At 66.8% G+C, this 14,469-nt stretch carries 18 protein-coding genes and 1 pseudogene; 7 read left to right on the forward strand and 12 right to left on the reverse strand.

The window, feature by feature from the left end:
- The 3 genes from Aple_RS13690 to Aple_RS13700 all read right to left on the reverse strand — a co-directional run bounded on the left by Aple_RS13690 (position 1) and on the right by Aple_RS13700 (position 1,938).
- The gene (locus tag Aple_RS13690; RefSeq protein ID WP_155344925.1) at positions 1–687 is read right to left on the reverse strand and encodes a hypothetical protein; all 687 of its coding nucleotides are present in this window, start codon (positions 685–687) and stop codon (positions 1–3) included.
- A gap of 169 nt (positions 688–856) precedes the next feature.
- Positions 857–1,444, reverse strand: coding sequence for a TetR/AcrR family transcriptional regulator (locus tag Aple_RS13695; protein ID WP_155344926.1), 588 nt, complete (start codon positions 1,442–1,444; stop codon positions 857–859).
- Positions 1,441–1,938: a GNAT family N-acetyltransferase gene (locus Aple_RS13700; RefSeq protein ID WP_155344927.1), complete on the reverse strand. Its 498-nt coding sequence runs from the start codon at positions 1,936–1,938 to the stop codon at positions 1,441–1,443. The genes Aple_RS13695 and Aple_RS13700 overlap by 4 nt, the downstream gene beginning before the upstream one ends.
- Positions 1,939–2,017: 79 nt before the next feature.
- Between Aple_RS13700 and Aple_RS13705 the strand changes: the two genes are divergently transcribed.
- From Aple_RS13705 to Aple_RS13715, 3 genes are all read left to right on the forward strand, one after another.
- Positions 2,018–2,515, forward strand: coding sequence for a winged helix-turn-helix transcriptional regulator (locus tag Aple_RS13705; protein WP_155344928.1), 498 nt, complete (start codon positions 2,018–2,020; stop codon positions 2,513–2,515).
- A 34-nt stretch (positions 2,516–2,549) separates the two neighbouring features.
- On the forward strand, positions 2,550–3,335 hold the full coding sequence (locus Aple_RS13710; RefSeq protein ID WP_155344929.1) for an SURF1 family cytochrome oxidase biogenesis protein: 786 nt from the start codon (positions 2,550–2,552) through the stop codon (positions 3,333–3,335).
- A 158-nt stretch (positions 3,336–3,493) separates the two neighbouring features.
- Complete coding sequence (locus Aple_RS13715) at positions 3,494–4,690, forward strand: amidohydrolase family protein (RefSeq protein WP_155344930.1); 1,197 nt, start codon at positions 3,494–3,496, stop codon at positions 4,688–4,690.
- Here the strand turns inward: Aple_RS13715 and Aple_RS13720 are convergent.
- From Aple_RS13720 to Aple_RS13730, 3 genes are all read right to left on the reverse strand, one after another.
- A complete protein-coding gene (locus tag Aple_RS13720) occupies positions 4,687–5,016 on the reverse strand; it encodes a YkvA family protein (RefSeq protein WP_155344931.1) in 330 nt (109 codons plus the stop codon). The two genes, Aple_RS13715 and Aple_RS13720, sit on opposite strands and share 4 nt — an antisense overlap.
- Positions 5,017–5,081: 65 nt before the next feature.
- Positions 5,082–6,029, reverse strand: a complete 948-nt coding sequence (locus Aple_RS13725; protein ID WP_155344932.1) for an LLM class F420-dependent oxidoreductase — start codon at positions 6,027–6,029, stop codon at positions 5,082–5,084.
- A 9-nt stretch (positions 6,030–6,038) separates the two neighbouring features.
- The gene (locus Aple_RS13730; RefSeq protein ID WP_246264435.1) at positions 6,039–6,659 is read right to left on the reverse strand and encodes a TetR/AcrR family transcriptional regulator; all 621 of its coding nucleotides are present in this window, start codon (positions 6,657–6,659) and stop codon (positions 6,039–6,041) included.
- A gap of 246 nt (positions 6,660–6,905) precedes the next feature.
- Here Aple_RS13730 and Aple_RS53230 point away from each other — a divergent pair, with 246 nt between their 5' ends.
- Positions 6,906–7,565: a hypothetical protein gene (locus Aple_RS53230; RefSeq protein ID WP_218038310.1), complete on the forward strand. Its 660-nt coding sequence runs from the start codon at positions 6,906–6,908 to the stop codon at positions 7,563–7,565.
- Positions 7,566–7,604: 39 nt separating this feature from the next.
- Here Aple_RS53230 and Aple_RS13740 read toward each other — a convergent pair whose 3' ends face one another.
- The 5 genes from Aple_RS13740 to Aple_RS13760 all read right to left on the reverse strand — a co-directional run bounded on the left by Aple_RS13740 (position 7,605) and on the right by Aple_RS13760 (position 11,509).
- On the reverse strand, positions 7,605–8,666 hold the full coding sequence (locus Aple_RS13740; RefSeq protein WP_155344933.1) for an aspartate-semialdehyde dehydrogenase: 1,062 nt from the start codon (positions 8,664–8,666) through the stop codon (positions 7,605–7,607).
- Entirely contained in the window at positions 8,663–9,937 is a 1,275-nt protein-coding gene (locus Aple_RS13745; protein WP_155344934.1) for an aspartate kinase, read from the reverse strand. Before Aple_RS13745 ends, Aple_RS13740 begins: the two co-directional genes overlap by 4 nt.
- Before the next feature lie 93 nt (positions 9,938–10,030).
- Positions 10,031–10,561, reverse strand: a complete 531-nt coding sequence (locus tag Aple_RS13750) for a DUF5063 domain-containing protein (RefSeq protein WP_155344935.1) — start codon at positions 10,559–10,561, stop codon at positions 10,031–10,033.
- Complete coding sequence (recR, locus tag Aple_RS13755; protein ID WP_155344936.1) at positions 10,554–11,153, reverse strand: recombination mediator RecR; 600 nt, start codon at positions 11,151–11,153, stop codon at positions 10,554–10,556. The genes Aple_RS13750 and recR overlap by 8 nt, the downstream gene beginning before the upstream one ends.
- A 5-nt stretch (positions 11,154–11,158) precedes the next feature.
- On the reverse strand, positions 11,159–11,509 hold the full coding sequence (locus tag Aple_RS13760) for a YbaB/EbfC family nucleoid-associated protein (RefSeq protein WP_155344937.1): 351 nt from the start codon (positions 11,507–11,509) through the stop codon (positions 11,159–11,161).
- A 311-nt stretch (positions 11,510–11,820) separates the two neighbouring features.
- On the opposite strand from Aple_RS13760, the gene Aple_RS13765 reads away from it, so the two are divergent.
- From Aple_RS13765 to Aple_RS13775, 3 genes are all read left to right on the forward strand, one after another.
- Positions 11,821–13,230, forward strand: a complete 1,410-nt coding sequence (locus Aple_RS13765; RefSeq protein WP_155344938.1) for a helix-turn-helix domain-containing protein — start codon at positions 11,821–11,823, stop codon at positions 13,228–13,230.
- Positions 13,231–13,277: 47 nt separating this feature from the next.
- On the forward strand, positions 13,278–13,694 hold the full coding sequence (locus Aple_RS13770; protein ID WP_155344939.1) for a hypothetical protein: 417 nt from the start codon (positions 13,278–13,280) through the stop codon (positions 13,692–13,694).
- Between the two features lie 259 nt (positions 13,695–13,953).
- Positions 13,954–14,097, forward strand: coding sequence for a hypothetical protein (locus tag Aple_RS13775; RefSeq protein ID WP_218038311.1), 144 nt, complete (start codon positions 13,954–13,956; stop codon positions 14,095–14,097).
- Positions 14,098–14,233: 136 nt separating this feature from the next.
- Here Aple_RS13775 and Aple_RS53235 read toward each other — a convergent pair.
- A pseudogene (locus tag Aple_RS53235) lies at positions 14,234–14,469 on the reverse strand (DNA polymerase III subunit gamma and tau); the annotation flags it as partial.

The raw sequence follows: 14,469 nt of genomic DNA on the forward strand, positions 1-14,469 counted from the left end.
TCAGCGCGCGAGTTCACGGCGTAGCCGAGCGAGCGCTTCCGCGCCCAGGGTCTGCTCCATGCTCTCCAAGAGAGAGCGGCAGAGCTTCCTCGCCCCGTCGAGCCTGGTACGGGCCGCGCCGATCTCCGGGCCCAGCTCGGTGCCGGACACCCTGCGGATGTCACGGATCTCGGTGGCCCGCACCTGCGCCAGCCGCTCGGCCAGGACGAGCAGGTAGTCGGACCGGTCGAGCTCCATGCCCTGGGCGTTCGCGTGGGACCGTCCGCTTTCCAGAGCCGCACACAGGTCGTCCGGCGGCAGGAAGAACAGGGTGGTCGTGGAGTAGGCGCTGCGCCTGGCCTGCTGGTCCCACCTCTTCAGCAATCCGGACTTGACGTCGACGAAGACGACAAGATCGAGGTAGAACTCGACATCGATCGTCGTCAGCAGGGCGCGGGCGCCCTCCAGCTTCGTTCGCAGCGCTTCGAGGCCGTCGATCTGCCGCTCCAGCTGATCGGCGAACTCCTCATCCGGCTCCTCGGCCAGGAGCAGGATCCGCTCCCCACGTGCGATCAGTTCCTGGAGGGCCAGGATGACGTCGAGTAAGCACTGGGCGACCTTGGCGTCCTTAGCGCCCCGTCTGCCCGTGAAGTATTGCTGGCCATAGGAGGAGAAGATCTCCGCAAGCTTCGACAGCAGCTCGAACATCTCATGCTCCACCTGGGCTGCGAGAAAGGCGGGTGGGACTTGAACCACCCAAGGATAATGTCCCTGGCCTTGTGCCAAGCTGCGACCGAATGCCCTCCGCGAAGTCGTCGCGAACACCGGATGTGAACAGGTCGATGTCCTCGCTGGCGCTCCTCGCGGGGGCCTCTTCTTACATGCGGAGGCTGGCCCAGGCGGCTTCGCTGAGTTCTTTGATCTCGGCTTCGGTGGGCTGGTGGGCGCCCGCGAACCAGAGGCGGCACATTTCCTGCGCCGGACCCAGCCACAGGACGTAACACATGGTGGCGTCCACCGGCTTGAGCAGGCCCGCCTTCGTGTGGGGTCGCCACCAGTCGGAGACCTGGCGGAAGAAGGCCCGCCTGGTCTCCGCCACCTCGGTTCCCCCCGGCTCCTCGCGCCGGGGCGGACGCTCGCTGACCAGCAGCCGGGCTCGTTCCGGATGTTCGCCACACCAAGCCATGTGCAGGGTGACGATGCCCTCGATCCCGGCGCGAGCCTCCTCATGCCGGGTCAGCTCGGTGACGAAAGCCTCCTGATACATGGCCAGCGTCTCCGAGTACAGGACGCCGAAGACATGTTCCTTGCTGGCAAAATGATGATAGAAACTACCGACGCTGACGCCGCTCTCCTCGCGAAGACTGGCCAGCGTGCTCGCGGAGACGCCATCCTGGCTGAACCGGCGCAGGGCGCCCTCGATGATCCGGGTCCGGCCGTCACGACCATTCTTCGCGCTCTTCACACCGTCAATGGTGACGCAACAGAACCTTGTTCTGCAAATGTAAGTTCCGCTCTGACCTGAACAGACCCGGATTCGACGGTCATGGTGGCATCCGGCCAGGCCCGCCGAACCATGGCGAGCACCTTCCGGTTGTCGCCCATCACGTCCATCGCGACCCACTCAGCGCCGGTCACCCGCCGCAGCAACGTACGCACCAGCTGGGACCCCACCCCGACGCCCTGCCACTCATCGGTGACGACCACGGCGATCTCCACATCTATGCCATCCCGAAACGCCATGGCATGCCCGATCACCCGATCGTCCACGACCGCCACAAGCGCGTCCCGTCGCTCGTCCCTGGCCAGTAGAGCCCGCATCATGCTCGCGCTCGGCTTCGTCACCCCGGCGAAGAACCGGTGGGACTGAGTGTGCAACGACAGCCCGAGCAGGAACTTCCGCACGCCATCCTCATCGCCGGCCCGGGTGGGCCGAACCTCCACCTGAGTTCTCTCCATGAACTCAGCCTCCTTGGGCCAGCTAAGTCTGTCAAGTAGACTCAGATGACGTTGGAGGTAATGATTTACGATGCGAGCCATGGACGGCGTGACCGATCGGAGCGCGTACCGGCTGGATAACTGTTCGATCGAACGAACGCTTGCCGTGCTGGGCGAAAAGTGGACCTTCCTCGTCCTACGCGAGGCATTCAATGGAGTACGGCGCTTCGCCGACCTCCAGGCCAACACCGGCGCCCCTCGCCAAGTGCTGAGCGCCCGCCTCACCCGCCTGGTAGAAGAAGACCTCCTCCGAAAAGTCCCCTACCAGGAGCCCGGCCAACGCCAACGCGACGAATACCGCCTAACCCAAAAAGGCGTCGACCTCTACCCCATCCTGGTATCCCTCATGCACTGGGGAGACCGCTACGTCTCCGACCCCGAAGGCCCACCCGTCCTCCTCACCCACCGAGACTGCGGCGCCTTGATCGAACAACACATGCGCTGCACCAAGGGCCACGAGGTAGCCACCCCCCGCGACGTCACCCCCCGCCCAGGCCCAAGCGCCCGCCCCACCACAGCCAGCGCCACGGTCGGCTGACGAGGCACTCGGGTGGGTGCCTAGGCTTGAACTCGTGTATCGGTTTCTGCTGACTCCCCGCTGGCTGGCGCTTCACGTTGTGGTGTTGCTGGTGATTCCGGCGTTCGTGTTTCTGGGGCGATGGCAGTTCGGGCGATACGAGGAACGTTCGTCGGCCAGTGATCGGACCTCCGCGAATCTGGCCGCCGCCGCGGTTCCGTTGGCGGATTTGGCGGCGGTGGGCGGTGCCGTACCGGAAAGGGACAAGTTCCGTGCGGTGACCGTGCGGGGGAGTTATGACGCGTCGCATGAGTGGCTGGTGCGGCGGCGTACCCAGAATCAGCGGGTGGGGTTTTATGTGATCACGCCGCTGGTGACCCCGGCGGGGGCGGTGCTGGTGAATCGTGGGTGGGTCGCGGCGGGGACGGACGCGGACGGGACGCCTTCGGTGCCTGCGGCGCCAGCGGGTGAGGTTACCGTGACCGGGCGGTTGCGGCCTGCGGAGACCGAGGAGACGACCGGAATCGAGGATCGTGCGGGATTGCCCCCGAAGCAGATTCTGCTGATCAACGATTCCGTGCTGGGGGCAGGGCTGCCGTACCGGCTGTATGGGGGTTTTGTCGAGCTCAGTGGGCAGGAGCCCGCGGCGGCGAGCGCGCCGGAGCCGGTGCCGGAACCCGATGCGGGAAGTGGTGGCGGGTTGAATCTGGCCTACGGTGTGCAGTGGTGGATGTTCATCGGGATCGCGATCGGCGGGTGGCTGCTGCTGATCCGGCGGGAGGCTCGCGATCTGCGGGCCGCGCGATCCGCGCCAGAATCCGTGCAATCCATGACGCGCTGAACCCGCATTTCTCCGCCTGCTCGCGCGTTCGCCCGTAAGGTTTAACCAAGCCCCCGATCTGGACGAAAGACCTCAGACGCCCCGGGTGAACGAACGGATACCAACCGGAGACCTCGCAGCTTGTTTGGTGTTATTCCTTGCCTCTACCGTTGACTCCTGTGAACACGCCGCTGCTTCCCGACCCAGAGCCGAGGCGGCGGGACTATGTGATCATCTCAGCCGACGATCATGTGATCGAACCGCCGGACCTGTTCGAAGATCGCCTTCCGGCCAAGTTCGAGGACCTGGCGCCCCGAGTGGTGGACACCGATTCCGGGCACCAGGTGTGGCGCTATGGCGGTGCGACGTATCCGTGCGCCGGCCTGGACGTCGGTGCTGGGCTGCCCAAGGAGCAGTGGACGCTCGATCCTGTCCGGTTCGATGACATGCGTCCGGGTTGCTATGACATCGATGAGCGGATCCAGGACATGGATCGTGCCGGAATCTGGGCGGCGGTCAATTTCCCGGGCATGCTGGCGGGGCAGGCGGGCATGGCGTTCGCCAGGACACGCGACCAGGATCTCGGGCTTGCCCTGGTCAAGGCGTGGAACGACTGGCATGTGGACGTGTGGGCGGGTAGCTACCCCGAGCGGATCATCGCCCTGCAGCTGCCCTGGCTGCCGGATCCGCAGATCGCCGCCTCGGAGATCAAGGCGAACGCGGCGCGCGGCTTCAAGGCCGTGGTGTTCCCCGAGTTTCCGACGCGGCTGCGGTTGCCGTCCATTCACAGCGGGCACTGGGATCCGTTCTTCGCCGCCTGCGAGGAGACCGGCACCGTGGTCTGCCTGCACACCGGCGGCTCCTCCTGGGCACCGGTCCCGTCGACCGACACGCCCATCGAGGCGATCACCACGCTGATCCCGGCCAGCGCGATGTTCGCCTGCGCCGACTGGCTCTGGTCAGGCGTCCCGCTGCGGTTCCCGTCCCTGCGCATCCTGATCGTCGAGGGCGGCGTGAGCTGGCTGCCGATGCTCTCCGAGCGGGCCGACTACGCCCTGGATCACCCGGTCGCCAGCGAGACCAGCTGGGAGGGCGGCCTCAAGCCGAGCGAGGTCCTGCGCCGGAACTTCTTCTTCGGCTCGCTCGACGACACCGCGCTGAGCGCCGTACGGATGGCCGTCGGGATGGAGCACGTGCTCCTGGAGAGCGGATACCCCCGGTCGGAATCGTCCTGGCCCGACACGCAGCGCGCCATCGCCCACCGCCTCGGCAACCTGCCCCCCGCCGACCTCGCCCGGGTCGCGTACGGCAATGCCGCCCGTCTCTTCGGCCATCCGCTGCCCTCGCGGGCGTGGCTGCGAATGGAAGAGCTTTAGGGTAACTGGCGGTTCTTCTCCCAGGTGACGTACCGGCCGCTTTCGCCCAGGAGGGCGGTGGCGAGCCACAGGAAGACGCCGAAGTCGTCGACGATGCCGATGGCGAGGAGGAAGTCGGGGATCGCGTCGATGGGGGAGACGATGTAGAGGATGGCCAGGCCCATCATGCTGAGCCTGCCCTTGCCCAGGTCGCGATACTCACCGCGAAGGGCGCCGCGGACCATTCGCGGCAGTGCCCGGATTCGCGTCATCAAGCCGGGGCTGCCCGGCCGGGAGACGTCCTGGTACGCACGGTAGACCTGCGCCGCTCGCCGCGCCTTCGCCATCGCCGACCTCCAAGGGGCTCAGGACTGCTTTACCCAAGCGTTCCCCCCGATAACGAACGATCTTTTTAAGGCGTTCCGAGGTCGCGGACGATCTGGGCGATCGGCGTCTCGTCGGCGGGAATCGGGGCGAGAACCGGGGTGGTGAGGCCGTTCGCGACGTATTCGGTGATTCGGGCGCGGCAGGTGGCGGCGTCGCCGTGCACGATCAGCTGGTCGACGAGCTCGTCGGGGATGGCTTTGAGGGCGGCTTGGCGGTCGTTGGCCGCCCAGGCCTCGTGCATCGGCCGGAGCATCTCGGCCCGGCCGAGCCAGTCGTGGAACGCCGCGTAGACGGGCACGGTCAGGTAGGCGGCGATCATACGCTTACCCAGGGCGCGGACCTTGTCGGCGTCCTCGCTGACGACCACGAACAGCCGGGCGATGAGTTCGGTATCGTCGTCGAGCTCGGCTCGGACTTTCCGTACGTCCTCCGGGGACAGCCAGTTGGTGATCGCACCGTCGGCTTCGGCGGCGGCCAGCCGCAGCATCCTCGGCCGAAGCGCGGCCAGCACGATTCTGGGTGGGATCCGAGGGGCTCGCTCGAGCTTGAACCCCTTGATGTCGAAGGTCTCGTATGTCGCGGTCACCTTCTCGCCGGCGAGCGCGGCGCGGAGGAATCTGAGGGTGTCTCTGGTACGGGCGAAGGGTTTGACGAACTCGCCCGCGTTCCACTGTTCGACGATCACGAGGGACGAAGCACCGATACCCAGGACAAACCGCTCCGGAGCGAGATCGGCCAGCGTGGCCGCGGTCATCGCCAGCAGTCCGGGACCGCGCGTGGACACGGGCACGATGGCGGTCCCCAGCCGGAGTTCGGGCGCCCACCCCGCGGCCAGCGCCAGCGGCGTGAACCCGTCGCTCCCGTTCACCTCCGCCGACCACGCGTCCGTGTATCCCAGCTTCGGCAGCTCCGCGACAAGCTCGCGATCAAGCACCTGCCCGGCGTACGGAATCGTGATGCCCCAACGTCCCACAGTCCATCCTCACTCTCGAAGCTCGCGGACGACCTCGATGAAGTCCCTGGTCACACCGCGCAAACCGGGCAAGTACGACAACCCGACGAGCCTATCGACCAGCGGCACGGTTCTATCGATCAGGCGGTAGGTCCGCGCGCATCCAGCGGATGTGTCGTGTACCCAGAACAAAACCACGCCCATCGAAAGCAACCACAACAACTCCGGCAACTCCGACCGGAGTTCGGGGTCCATTCGATCCGTACAACCGTCCACAACCTGGCGATAAATCGCGACAGACGACTCCCGCGCCGGCGCGGAATCCGCGCTGAATGGATTCAGCGGATTGCTCGGCTCGGCCGCGTGTTTATAGAATTTAACCGCGAATTCATGGTACGGCTCCGACACCCGCACCCACGCGCACAGCACCCCGCGCAGCCGCGCGGCGAACGACCCCTCGGTGGCCAGCACCTCCGCACACGCCGCTTCATGCTCGGCCTGCGCCCGGTCGTAGTACGCCTGGATCAGCTGTTCCTTCGAAGCGAAGTAGTAATACGCGTTACCCACGGAAACGCCCGCTTCGGAGGCGATTGCCCGCATTGTCGTGGCCTCGAACCCCCGTTCCCTGAACAGCCGGAGGGCTGTCTCCACAATCAGCTCCCTGGTCCTCTCGGAAGCTCTCACACGCGGCTCGGGCACATCGGTCACTGTACGGCTCCCGCCCCCGTTAGGTCATGGACCCACCAGATGATGCGCATCCTGGGGCAAACTCTCACCCCACACAGGGATGGGCGCGACATCCCGGTGGGATTGATCCTTTTGGCAACTCCCCCACGACTGAGAGTAACGGGGGAAACCGAGGTGCAGTTACGTCACACTTTGTGGGGTGCGGCCGGAATGACGATGATTGTCCTGACCACCCTGCCCATGAACAGCAGGCCGGCCGCGGCTCGCCACGACACCACCGCCCAGCAGGACACCGCTGCCCGCCAGGACACCAACGGCGGGACGCCGATCCGGCGTGCTCCGGCGTCATCGGTGCAGATCCGGCCGCCGCTCCAGGCGCTCCGCACGAAAGGCCGGGCCGCCGCCGCCCTGCGCCACCGGATCGCGGCCACGAAAGGCAAGGTGAGAGGCACCACGTGGCACGGCCGCGCGTCCGGCCTGCGAATCAGCGGTAACCGTGCCATGCGCCGCATCTCCCGAGCCGGCCTCGGCTGGCAGGCCACCGGCAGATGCACCGACCAGAACCGCCCGTACTGCACCTCGCTCCACTCGATCCGGTACGGCACACTCATGAAAACCATCGACCTCAAACGCCGCAGCGGCTGCCGAATCGTCATCACCGGCGGCACCGAAACCGGCCACGCCCACGGCGTCTACAGCCACGGCAACGGCTACAAAGTCGACATCAGACACAATGAATGCATCGACTCATATATAACCCGAAAATTCCGTTTCTACCGCACCCGGGGGGACGGAGCCGCCCTCTACCGCAACAAGGAAAACGACATATACGCCCGCGAACCCGACCACTGGGACCTACTACTGCACTAACGACACGGGGACCCTCAACGCCGAGGGTCCCCGGTCTCGTCAGAACTCCGTGGCGACGATGAGTTCCGCGATCTCGGCAGCGTTCAGAGCGGCTCCCTTGCGGAGATTGTCCCCGCACACGAACAGATCGAGCGTGTTCGGGAAGTCGATCGCCTGGCGGACTCGTCCCACATACGTCGGGTCGGTCCCGACCACGTCCGCGGGGGTCGGATACACACCGTTCGCCGGATCGTCCATCACGACCACCGTCGGCGCGGCGTTCAGGATGCGATGGGCGTCCGCGACCGTGACCTCGCCCGCGAAAGTCGCGTGCACGGCCAGCGAGTGAGTGGTGATCACCGGCACCCGCACGCAGGTCGCGGACACCTTGAGGTCCGCAATGCCGAGGATCTTGCGCGACTCGTTGCGGAGCTTGAGTTCCTCCGACGCCCAGCCGTCCTCCTTGAGCGACCCCGCCCACGGCACGACGTTGAACGCCACCGGAGCCGGGAACGGCGACTCCTCAGGCAGCTTGTTCTGGAGGGCCTTCCGGACATCACCGGCGGTCTGGCCGATCGTCCGGTCCCCAGCCAGGGCTTCGATCTCATCGTAAAGACGAGCGGAACCGGCGACTCCTGCCCCGGACACGGCCTGATACGAAGCCACGACAAGCTCCCGCAGGCCGTACTCCGCGTGCAGAGCGCCCATCGCGGCCATCATCGAGAGGGTCGTGCAGTTGGGCGTGGAGACGATGCCGAGCGGCCGGGTTCTCGCGTCGTCGGGATTGACCTCGGGAACGACCAACGGAACCTGCGGATTCATCCGGAAAGTTCCGGACTTGTCGATGGCGATGGCGCCGCGCGCGGCCGCGATCGGAACCCAGTCGGCGGAGACCTCGTCGGGCACATCGAAGATCGCGATGTCCACGCCGTCGAAGACCTCGGGGGCCAGCGCCTGGACGACCACGTCCTCGCCGCGCACCCGCAGGACCTTCCCCGCCGACCGCGCCGACGCGACCAGCCGGATCTCGCCGTAAATGTCCGCGCGAGACGAGATGATCTCGCGCATCACGGTGCCGACGGCACCGGTCGCCCCCACCAGGGCAAGAGTGGGCTTGCTCATCGTCCGGTCCCCCCGTACACCACGGCCTCTACCTGGTCGGCGTCCAGATCGAACGCCGAGTGCGCGGCGTTGACGGCCGCGTCCACCTCGTTCTGCCCCACGATCACCGAGATCCGGATCTCCGACGTGGAGATCATCTCGATGTTCACCCCGGCATCCGCCAGCGCCCCGAAGAACTTGGCGGTGACCCCCGGATGCGAGCGCATGCCCGCCCCGATCAGCGACACCTTCCCGATCTGGTCGTCGAATAGCAGGCTCTCGAACACCACCTGATCCTGGATCTTCTTCAACGCGGTCAGCGCGGTCTGCGCGTCCGCCGTCGGCAGCGTGAACGAGATGTCGGTACGGCCGGTGGCCGCCGCGGACACGTTCTGCACGATCATGTCGATGTTGATCTCGGCATCCGCCAGGGTGCGGAAGATGGCCGCGGCCTCGCCCACTTTGTCCGGCACCCCGACCACAGTGATCTTGGCCTCGCTCCGGTCATGCGCCACGCCGGAGATGATGGGCTGCTCCATCTCGCTTCCTTCGGTCTTGGGATCGGAGAAGACCCAGGTGCCTTCCCTGGTGCTGAACGAGCTTCTGACATGGATCGGGACGTTGAACCTGCGCGCGTACTCCACGCAGCGCAGGTGCAGGATCTTGGCCCCGCAGGCCGCCATCTCCAGCGTCTCCTCGTACGAGAGGTGCGGGATCTTCTTGGCCCGCTTCACGATCCGCGGATCGGCGGTGAAAATGCCATCCACATCGGTGTAGATCTCGCAGACGTCCGCCTGGAGGGCGGCGGCGAGCGCGACGGCCGTGGTGTCGGAGCCGCCGCGGCCGAGGGTGGTGATGTCCTTGGTGTTCTGCGAGACGCCCTGGAACCCGGCCACGATCGCGATGTGGCCGTTCCCGATGGACTCGCGCAGCCGCGACGGCGTCACGTCGATGATGCGCGCCCTGCCGTGCGAGGAGTCGGTGATCACGCCCGCCTGCGAGCCGGTGAAGCTGCGCGCCTCGTGCCCGAGGTTGGCGATCGCCATCGCCAGCAGCGCCATCGAGATGCGCTCGCCGGAGGTCAGGAGCATGTCCAGTTCGCGCCCCGGCGGGAGTGGCGACACCTGCTTCGCCAGCTCGAGCAGCTCGTCCGTCGTGTCGCCCATGGCGGAGACGATCACCACGACGTCGTTGCCGGCTTTTTTCGTCGCGACGATCCGCTGCGCCACCCGCTTGATGCAGGAGGCGTCGGCGACGGACGAACCACCATATTTCTGGACAACGAGCGCCACTGGAGTGTCTCCCGTACAAATTTGGGACGTGGAGCTCACAGTCTAACGGCGCGTCTCACCAGCCCAACTGGTTTAGTCCGCCATCTGGACAGCTCAGACTGTGGTAGTCTCCTCGGCCACATCAAGCCGAGTATGCGCGACCAGCGCCTGCAAGGCCCGCAGCGCCGCCCCGGCGTGGTTCCCCCAGGTGTTGAAATATGAGTACTGCCACCACCACAACGCCTCAAGCGGACGCCCGGCCCGATAGTGGCGCAGCCCGTGAATCAGATCCGCCGCCACCGCCGTCAGATCATCCGACAGCCGGTACGGCGTGACCGCCGTGTCCTTGTACGGATCGAACACCTCGGCGTAATCGTCCACCGGGCCCAGCCGGGCGGCGAGAGCCGTACGCAACGGATCTATGTCGGGATCCTCGCTCAGCGCGGGCTCGAAGTTGCCCTGCAGGATCACGTCCTGCACCGCCGCGAGCTGGGTTCCGGCCAGGCTCACCTGGGCGACCTCGACCAGCAGCAGCGGCAGGATGGCGTTCCCGCCCTCCCCGCCCGCCAGCCGGGTCAGGCCGTCAAGATAGTTCTGCGCGTGCCCGGCAACCCGGTCGGCCAGCGCGTTCCACTCATCAAACATCCAGGAGCCTCCGTCCCTCGAATGCGCGGCCCAGGGTGACCTCGTCGGCATACTCGAGATCACCGCCCACGGGCAGACCGCTGGCCAATCGTGTCACTCTGAGTCCCATGGGCTTGACGAGCCTAGCGAGATATGTGGCCGTCGCCTCGCCTTCCAGGTTCGGGTCGGTGGCCAGGATCAGCTCCGTCACCGCGCCGTCGGCCAGCCGGGTCATCAGTTCCCGGATCCGCAGATCGTCGGGCCCGACGCCGTCGATCGGGCTGATCGCGCCGCCGAGCACGTGATAACGACCGCGGAACTCGCGTGTCTTCTCGATCGCGATGACGTCCTTGGACTCCTCCACCACGCAGATCACCTGGGGGTCGCGGCGCGGGTCACGGCAGACCCGGCACTCCTGCTCGGCGGCCACGTTCCCGCAGACCCGGCAGAAGCTGACCTTCTCCTTGACCTCCAGCAGCGCGTGCGCCAGCCGCTTCACCTCGGCCGGATCGGCCGCGAGCAGGTGGAACGCGATCCGCTGGGCGCTCTTGGGACCGACGCCCGGCAGCAGCCCGAGCTCGTCGATCAGGTTCTGGACGACGCCTTCGTACATGACCGCTAGAACCCGGGGAGCTGGCCGAAGCCGCCCCCGCCGAGGCCCTGCGCGAGCGGGCCGAGCTTTTCCTGCTGGAGTTCGGCGGCGGCCCTGACCGCGTCTCGCACGGCGGCGATGACCAGGTCGGCGATGGTCTCCGCGGTCTCCTCGGGATCCTTCGGATCGATCGCCTTCGGGTCGATCGTGAGCTCGAGCAGCTCGCCACTGCCGTTCACGGTGGCCACCACCATGCCGCCGCCCGAGGTGCCCTCCACCTGGGCGTCGTTCAGCTCCTGCTGGGCCGATGCGAGCTGCTGCTGCACCAGCTGGGCCTGCTCCAGCAACTGCTGCAGGTTCACATCTCCTGGGTTCACAATCGTGCACTCCTCAGCCGGATGGCGACATGCCGTCGCGACCGAGCCTACGGTGTTCGCGGCTCATCTGAACACCGGCGCACGGTGTGTGTTCCGCTCCATCAAGAGCCCCAGGCCGGGTCCCGGCCCCCCTCCAAGCGTCCGAGACCCGGCCTCAACCACTCCAGGTCGGCCGCGGCCCGGTGTGGTGTGCCCAACGTAACTCGCCTAAGGTTGCATACAGGTTGCGATCAATCGGTTACTCATGGAGATTATCGTAATCGGCTGAGGGCCCCCTTCCGGTCCACACAGGCTTGTCCGGGAAGACTGGGATGACAATGCAGGAAACGCGATTCCGCCGGATGCACGAAGCCGTCATGTCCGGAAATATGCCGAACGGGGGAGGCCCCCGGAAGGTCATCTCCGCCTCTTGGCGGCGCTCGCTGGAGGCGGGGATCCACCCCGAGGTGCGGGCCGCGCCGCTCGTCTACGACGCGGGCGACATCGGAGACGCGCGCTCGGCGCACCCGTTGAACGAGGTGCTGCCGCTGCTGAACCACACCCTGCTGCAGATCGCCGACGAGGCCGCGCACATCATGGTGGTCGCCGACGCGGACGGGCACATCCTCTGGCGGGACGGGCACCGCGAGGTGCTCCAGCGTGCGGACACGATCGGGCTGGCGGCCGGCTTCGCCTGGTCGGAGGAGGCGGTGGGCACCAACGGCATCGGGACCGCGCTGGCGACCGGGCGACCGACGCCGGTGTACTCGGCGGAGCATCTGATCAGGGTGCTGCATCACTGGTCGTGCGTGGGGTCGCCGATCATCGATCCGGATACCGGGTCGGTGCTGGGGTGCGTCGACATCAGCGGCACCACCAAGTCGCTGCCGCCCGCGACCGTCGCGCTGGTCGGGGCCGCCGCCCAGCTGGCGGAGAGCCACCTGGCGTTGCGGATGCGCGAGTCCGACGAGCGGATCCGGTCCCGGCACCAGAGCCGGTTACGGGCGTCCGGGCTGCTGGTGACCCCCTCCGGGCGGGTCATCAGCGGGCTTGGCGGCGAGCGGCTCACGCTGCCGGTGGCCAGTGATCGAATGGTGCTTCCTGACGGGCGAGCCGCGCGGGTCGAATCCCTCGGCGACGCCTACCTGATCATGCCGTTCGGCGTCTCGGAACCGCCCCGCCTCCGCCTCACCCTGCTCGGCTCCGAGCGCCCCCACGCCGAACTCGACGGCGCCCACGTGCCGCTCTCCCTCCGGCACGCCGAGATCCTCGCGCTGCTCGCCTCCCATCCGCGCGGGCTCACCGCCGAGCAGCTGTCCTTTCTGCTGTACGGCGATGAGGGCAATCCGGTGACGATCCGGGCGGAGATCCACCGGCTCAGGGCGCAGCTGTCCGGGGCCGTGGCCGCGAAGCCGTACCGGCTGGTCGGGGAGGTCGAATCGGACGTCCTCAGCGTCCGCCGGGCCCTGTCCACCGGGGACCTGGCGACGATCACGCGCCTCTACCAAGGACCGCTGTTACCACGCTCCGAATCCCCCGCTCTTCGCCGCGAACGCGACGAACTAGACGCGCGGGTACGCTCCGAGCTCCTCGCCAGAGGTTCCATCGACGACCTGTGGACCTTCGCCCAGACCCCCACCGGCCATGACGACGGCGAAATCTTGGAACACATCATCACCAAAACCTCCCCCAACGACCACCGCCATGCGGCTGCCCGGGTTCGTCTGAGCGCTGACACGTAGGAGGGCTCATGCTGTTCGGCCGAATAATGGCTGCTGTTGTGCTCTTGATGGGCGTGACTTTCCGGAACGGCGGCGAGTTGGACGGCTTCACGATCGGTCACGTCCCTGTTGGGGGTCAGACCTCCGATTTCGCGTACGAGTGGGAGGACGTCCGATTCGTTTCCCGGGTCTGGGAGCGGGAGAGTGAGGGCGTCTCCCACGTGGACCTGAAAATCGCCATCCTGCGCGGCCCACGGCTGAGCGCACTCCCGGCGTTGCGCGCCTTCTTGGCGGAGTACCACGAGCACGACCCGGAGGCCTGGCACCTGGACGAGTTCCAGAATGGGTCCTATCGGGGGTATATCAACGACTCGGAGGCCTTCTGGCTGACCTCTGCCGGAGTGGCCGTCTCGGTCAGGATCCCGTCCGGCACGCTCACCCCGGACGACCTCCGGACCACGGCTCTGTCCATCCGGCCGACCTGAGAGTCACGTGGTCGGTCGGTACGACGGCTGAATAGAGCGCCGTCCAACAGCAGTGGCAGCAGTACTGCCGAAATACGACGGGATCGTCGACGTAGTCGGCCGAGTTGGCGATGATCTGCGGGCCGGCCTCGGTCGAAGGCCCTTCGTAGACGGTGAGTGTCCCATCAGGGCCGCCGAGAATCTCAGCGCAGTGGCGGCCGGGTCGTCCCATCCTGTACGGCTTCGACGAGGTTGTCGTCGATCCGCCGACTCCAGCCGGATGATCGACGCGCTCGGCGCGGACGACCTCAGCACCAGCACCGTTCGCGGGCTGCATTTCGGTGGCCCCGTCACCGAGGGGGAGCCTACCGGCAACGAGCTGGCAGCCGCCGAGATCACCGACCTGGCTGGCGAAACGGTATGAACTAGCTCCCCCGTCAGCCCAGACGATCAGGGGTGAGAGGAGCTACCGGCAACGAGCTGGCCACCCCCGAGATCACCGGCTAGCCGGCCAAACGGCATTGGCTCCCCCGTCGGCCCACTCCTGACGTCCTGGGCGGTCAGGGGTGAGAGTGGTCGATTTCTTGGATTACTCGGCCGCCGAGTTCCCGTTGCAGGAGGGCCAGGCCGCTCAGCTCTTCGCTGTAGGAGTCTGAGTCGTCGGCGGGGCTGGGGGTATTGCGTGGCGGGATGGATTCTGGCCATGCCTTGCGAGGGCCGGATTGGGCGGCTGTTCGGGCTGCGGATTTGGCGGCGGTGATGCCTGAGGTGGTTCTTGCCGGGGGTGGTGGGGGGG

This window comes from Acrocarpospora pleiomorpha (genome assembly GCF_009687885.1).
GTDB classification, from domain to species: domain Bacteria; phylum Actinomycetota; class Actinomycetes; order Streptosporangiales; family Streptosporangiaceae; genus Acrocarpospora; species Acrocarpospora pleiomorpha.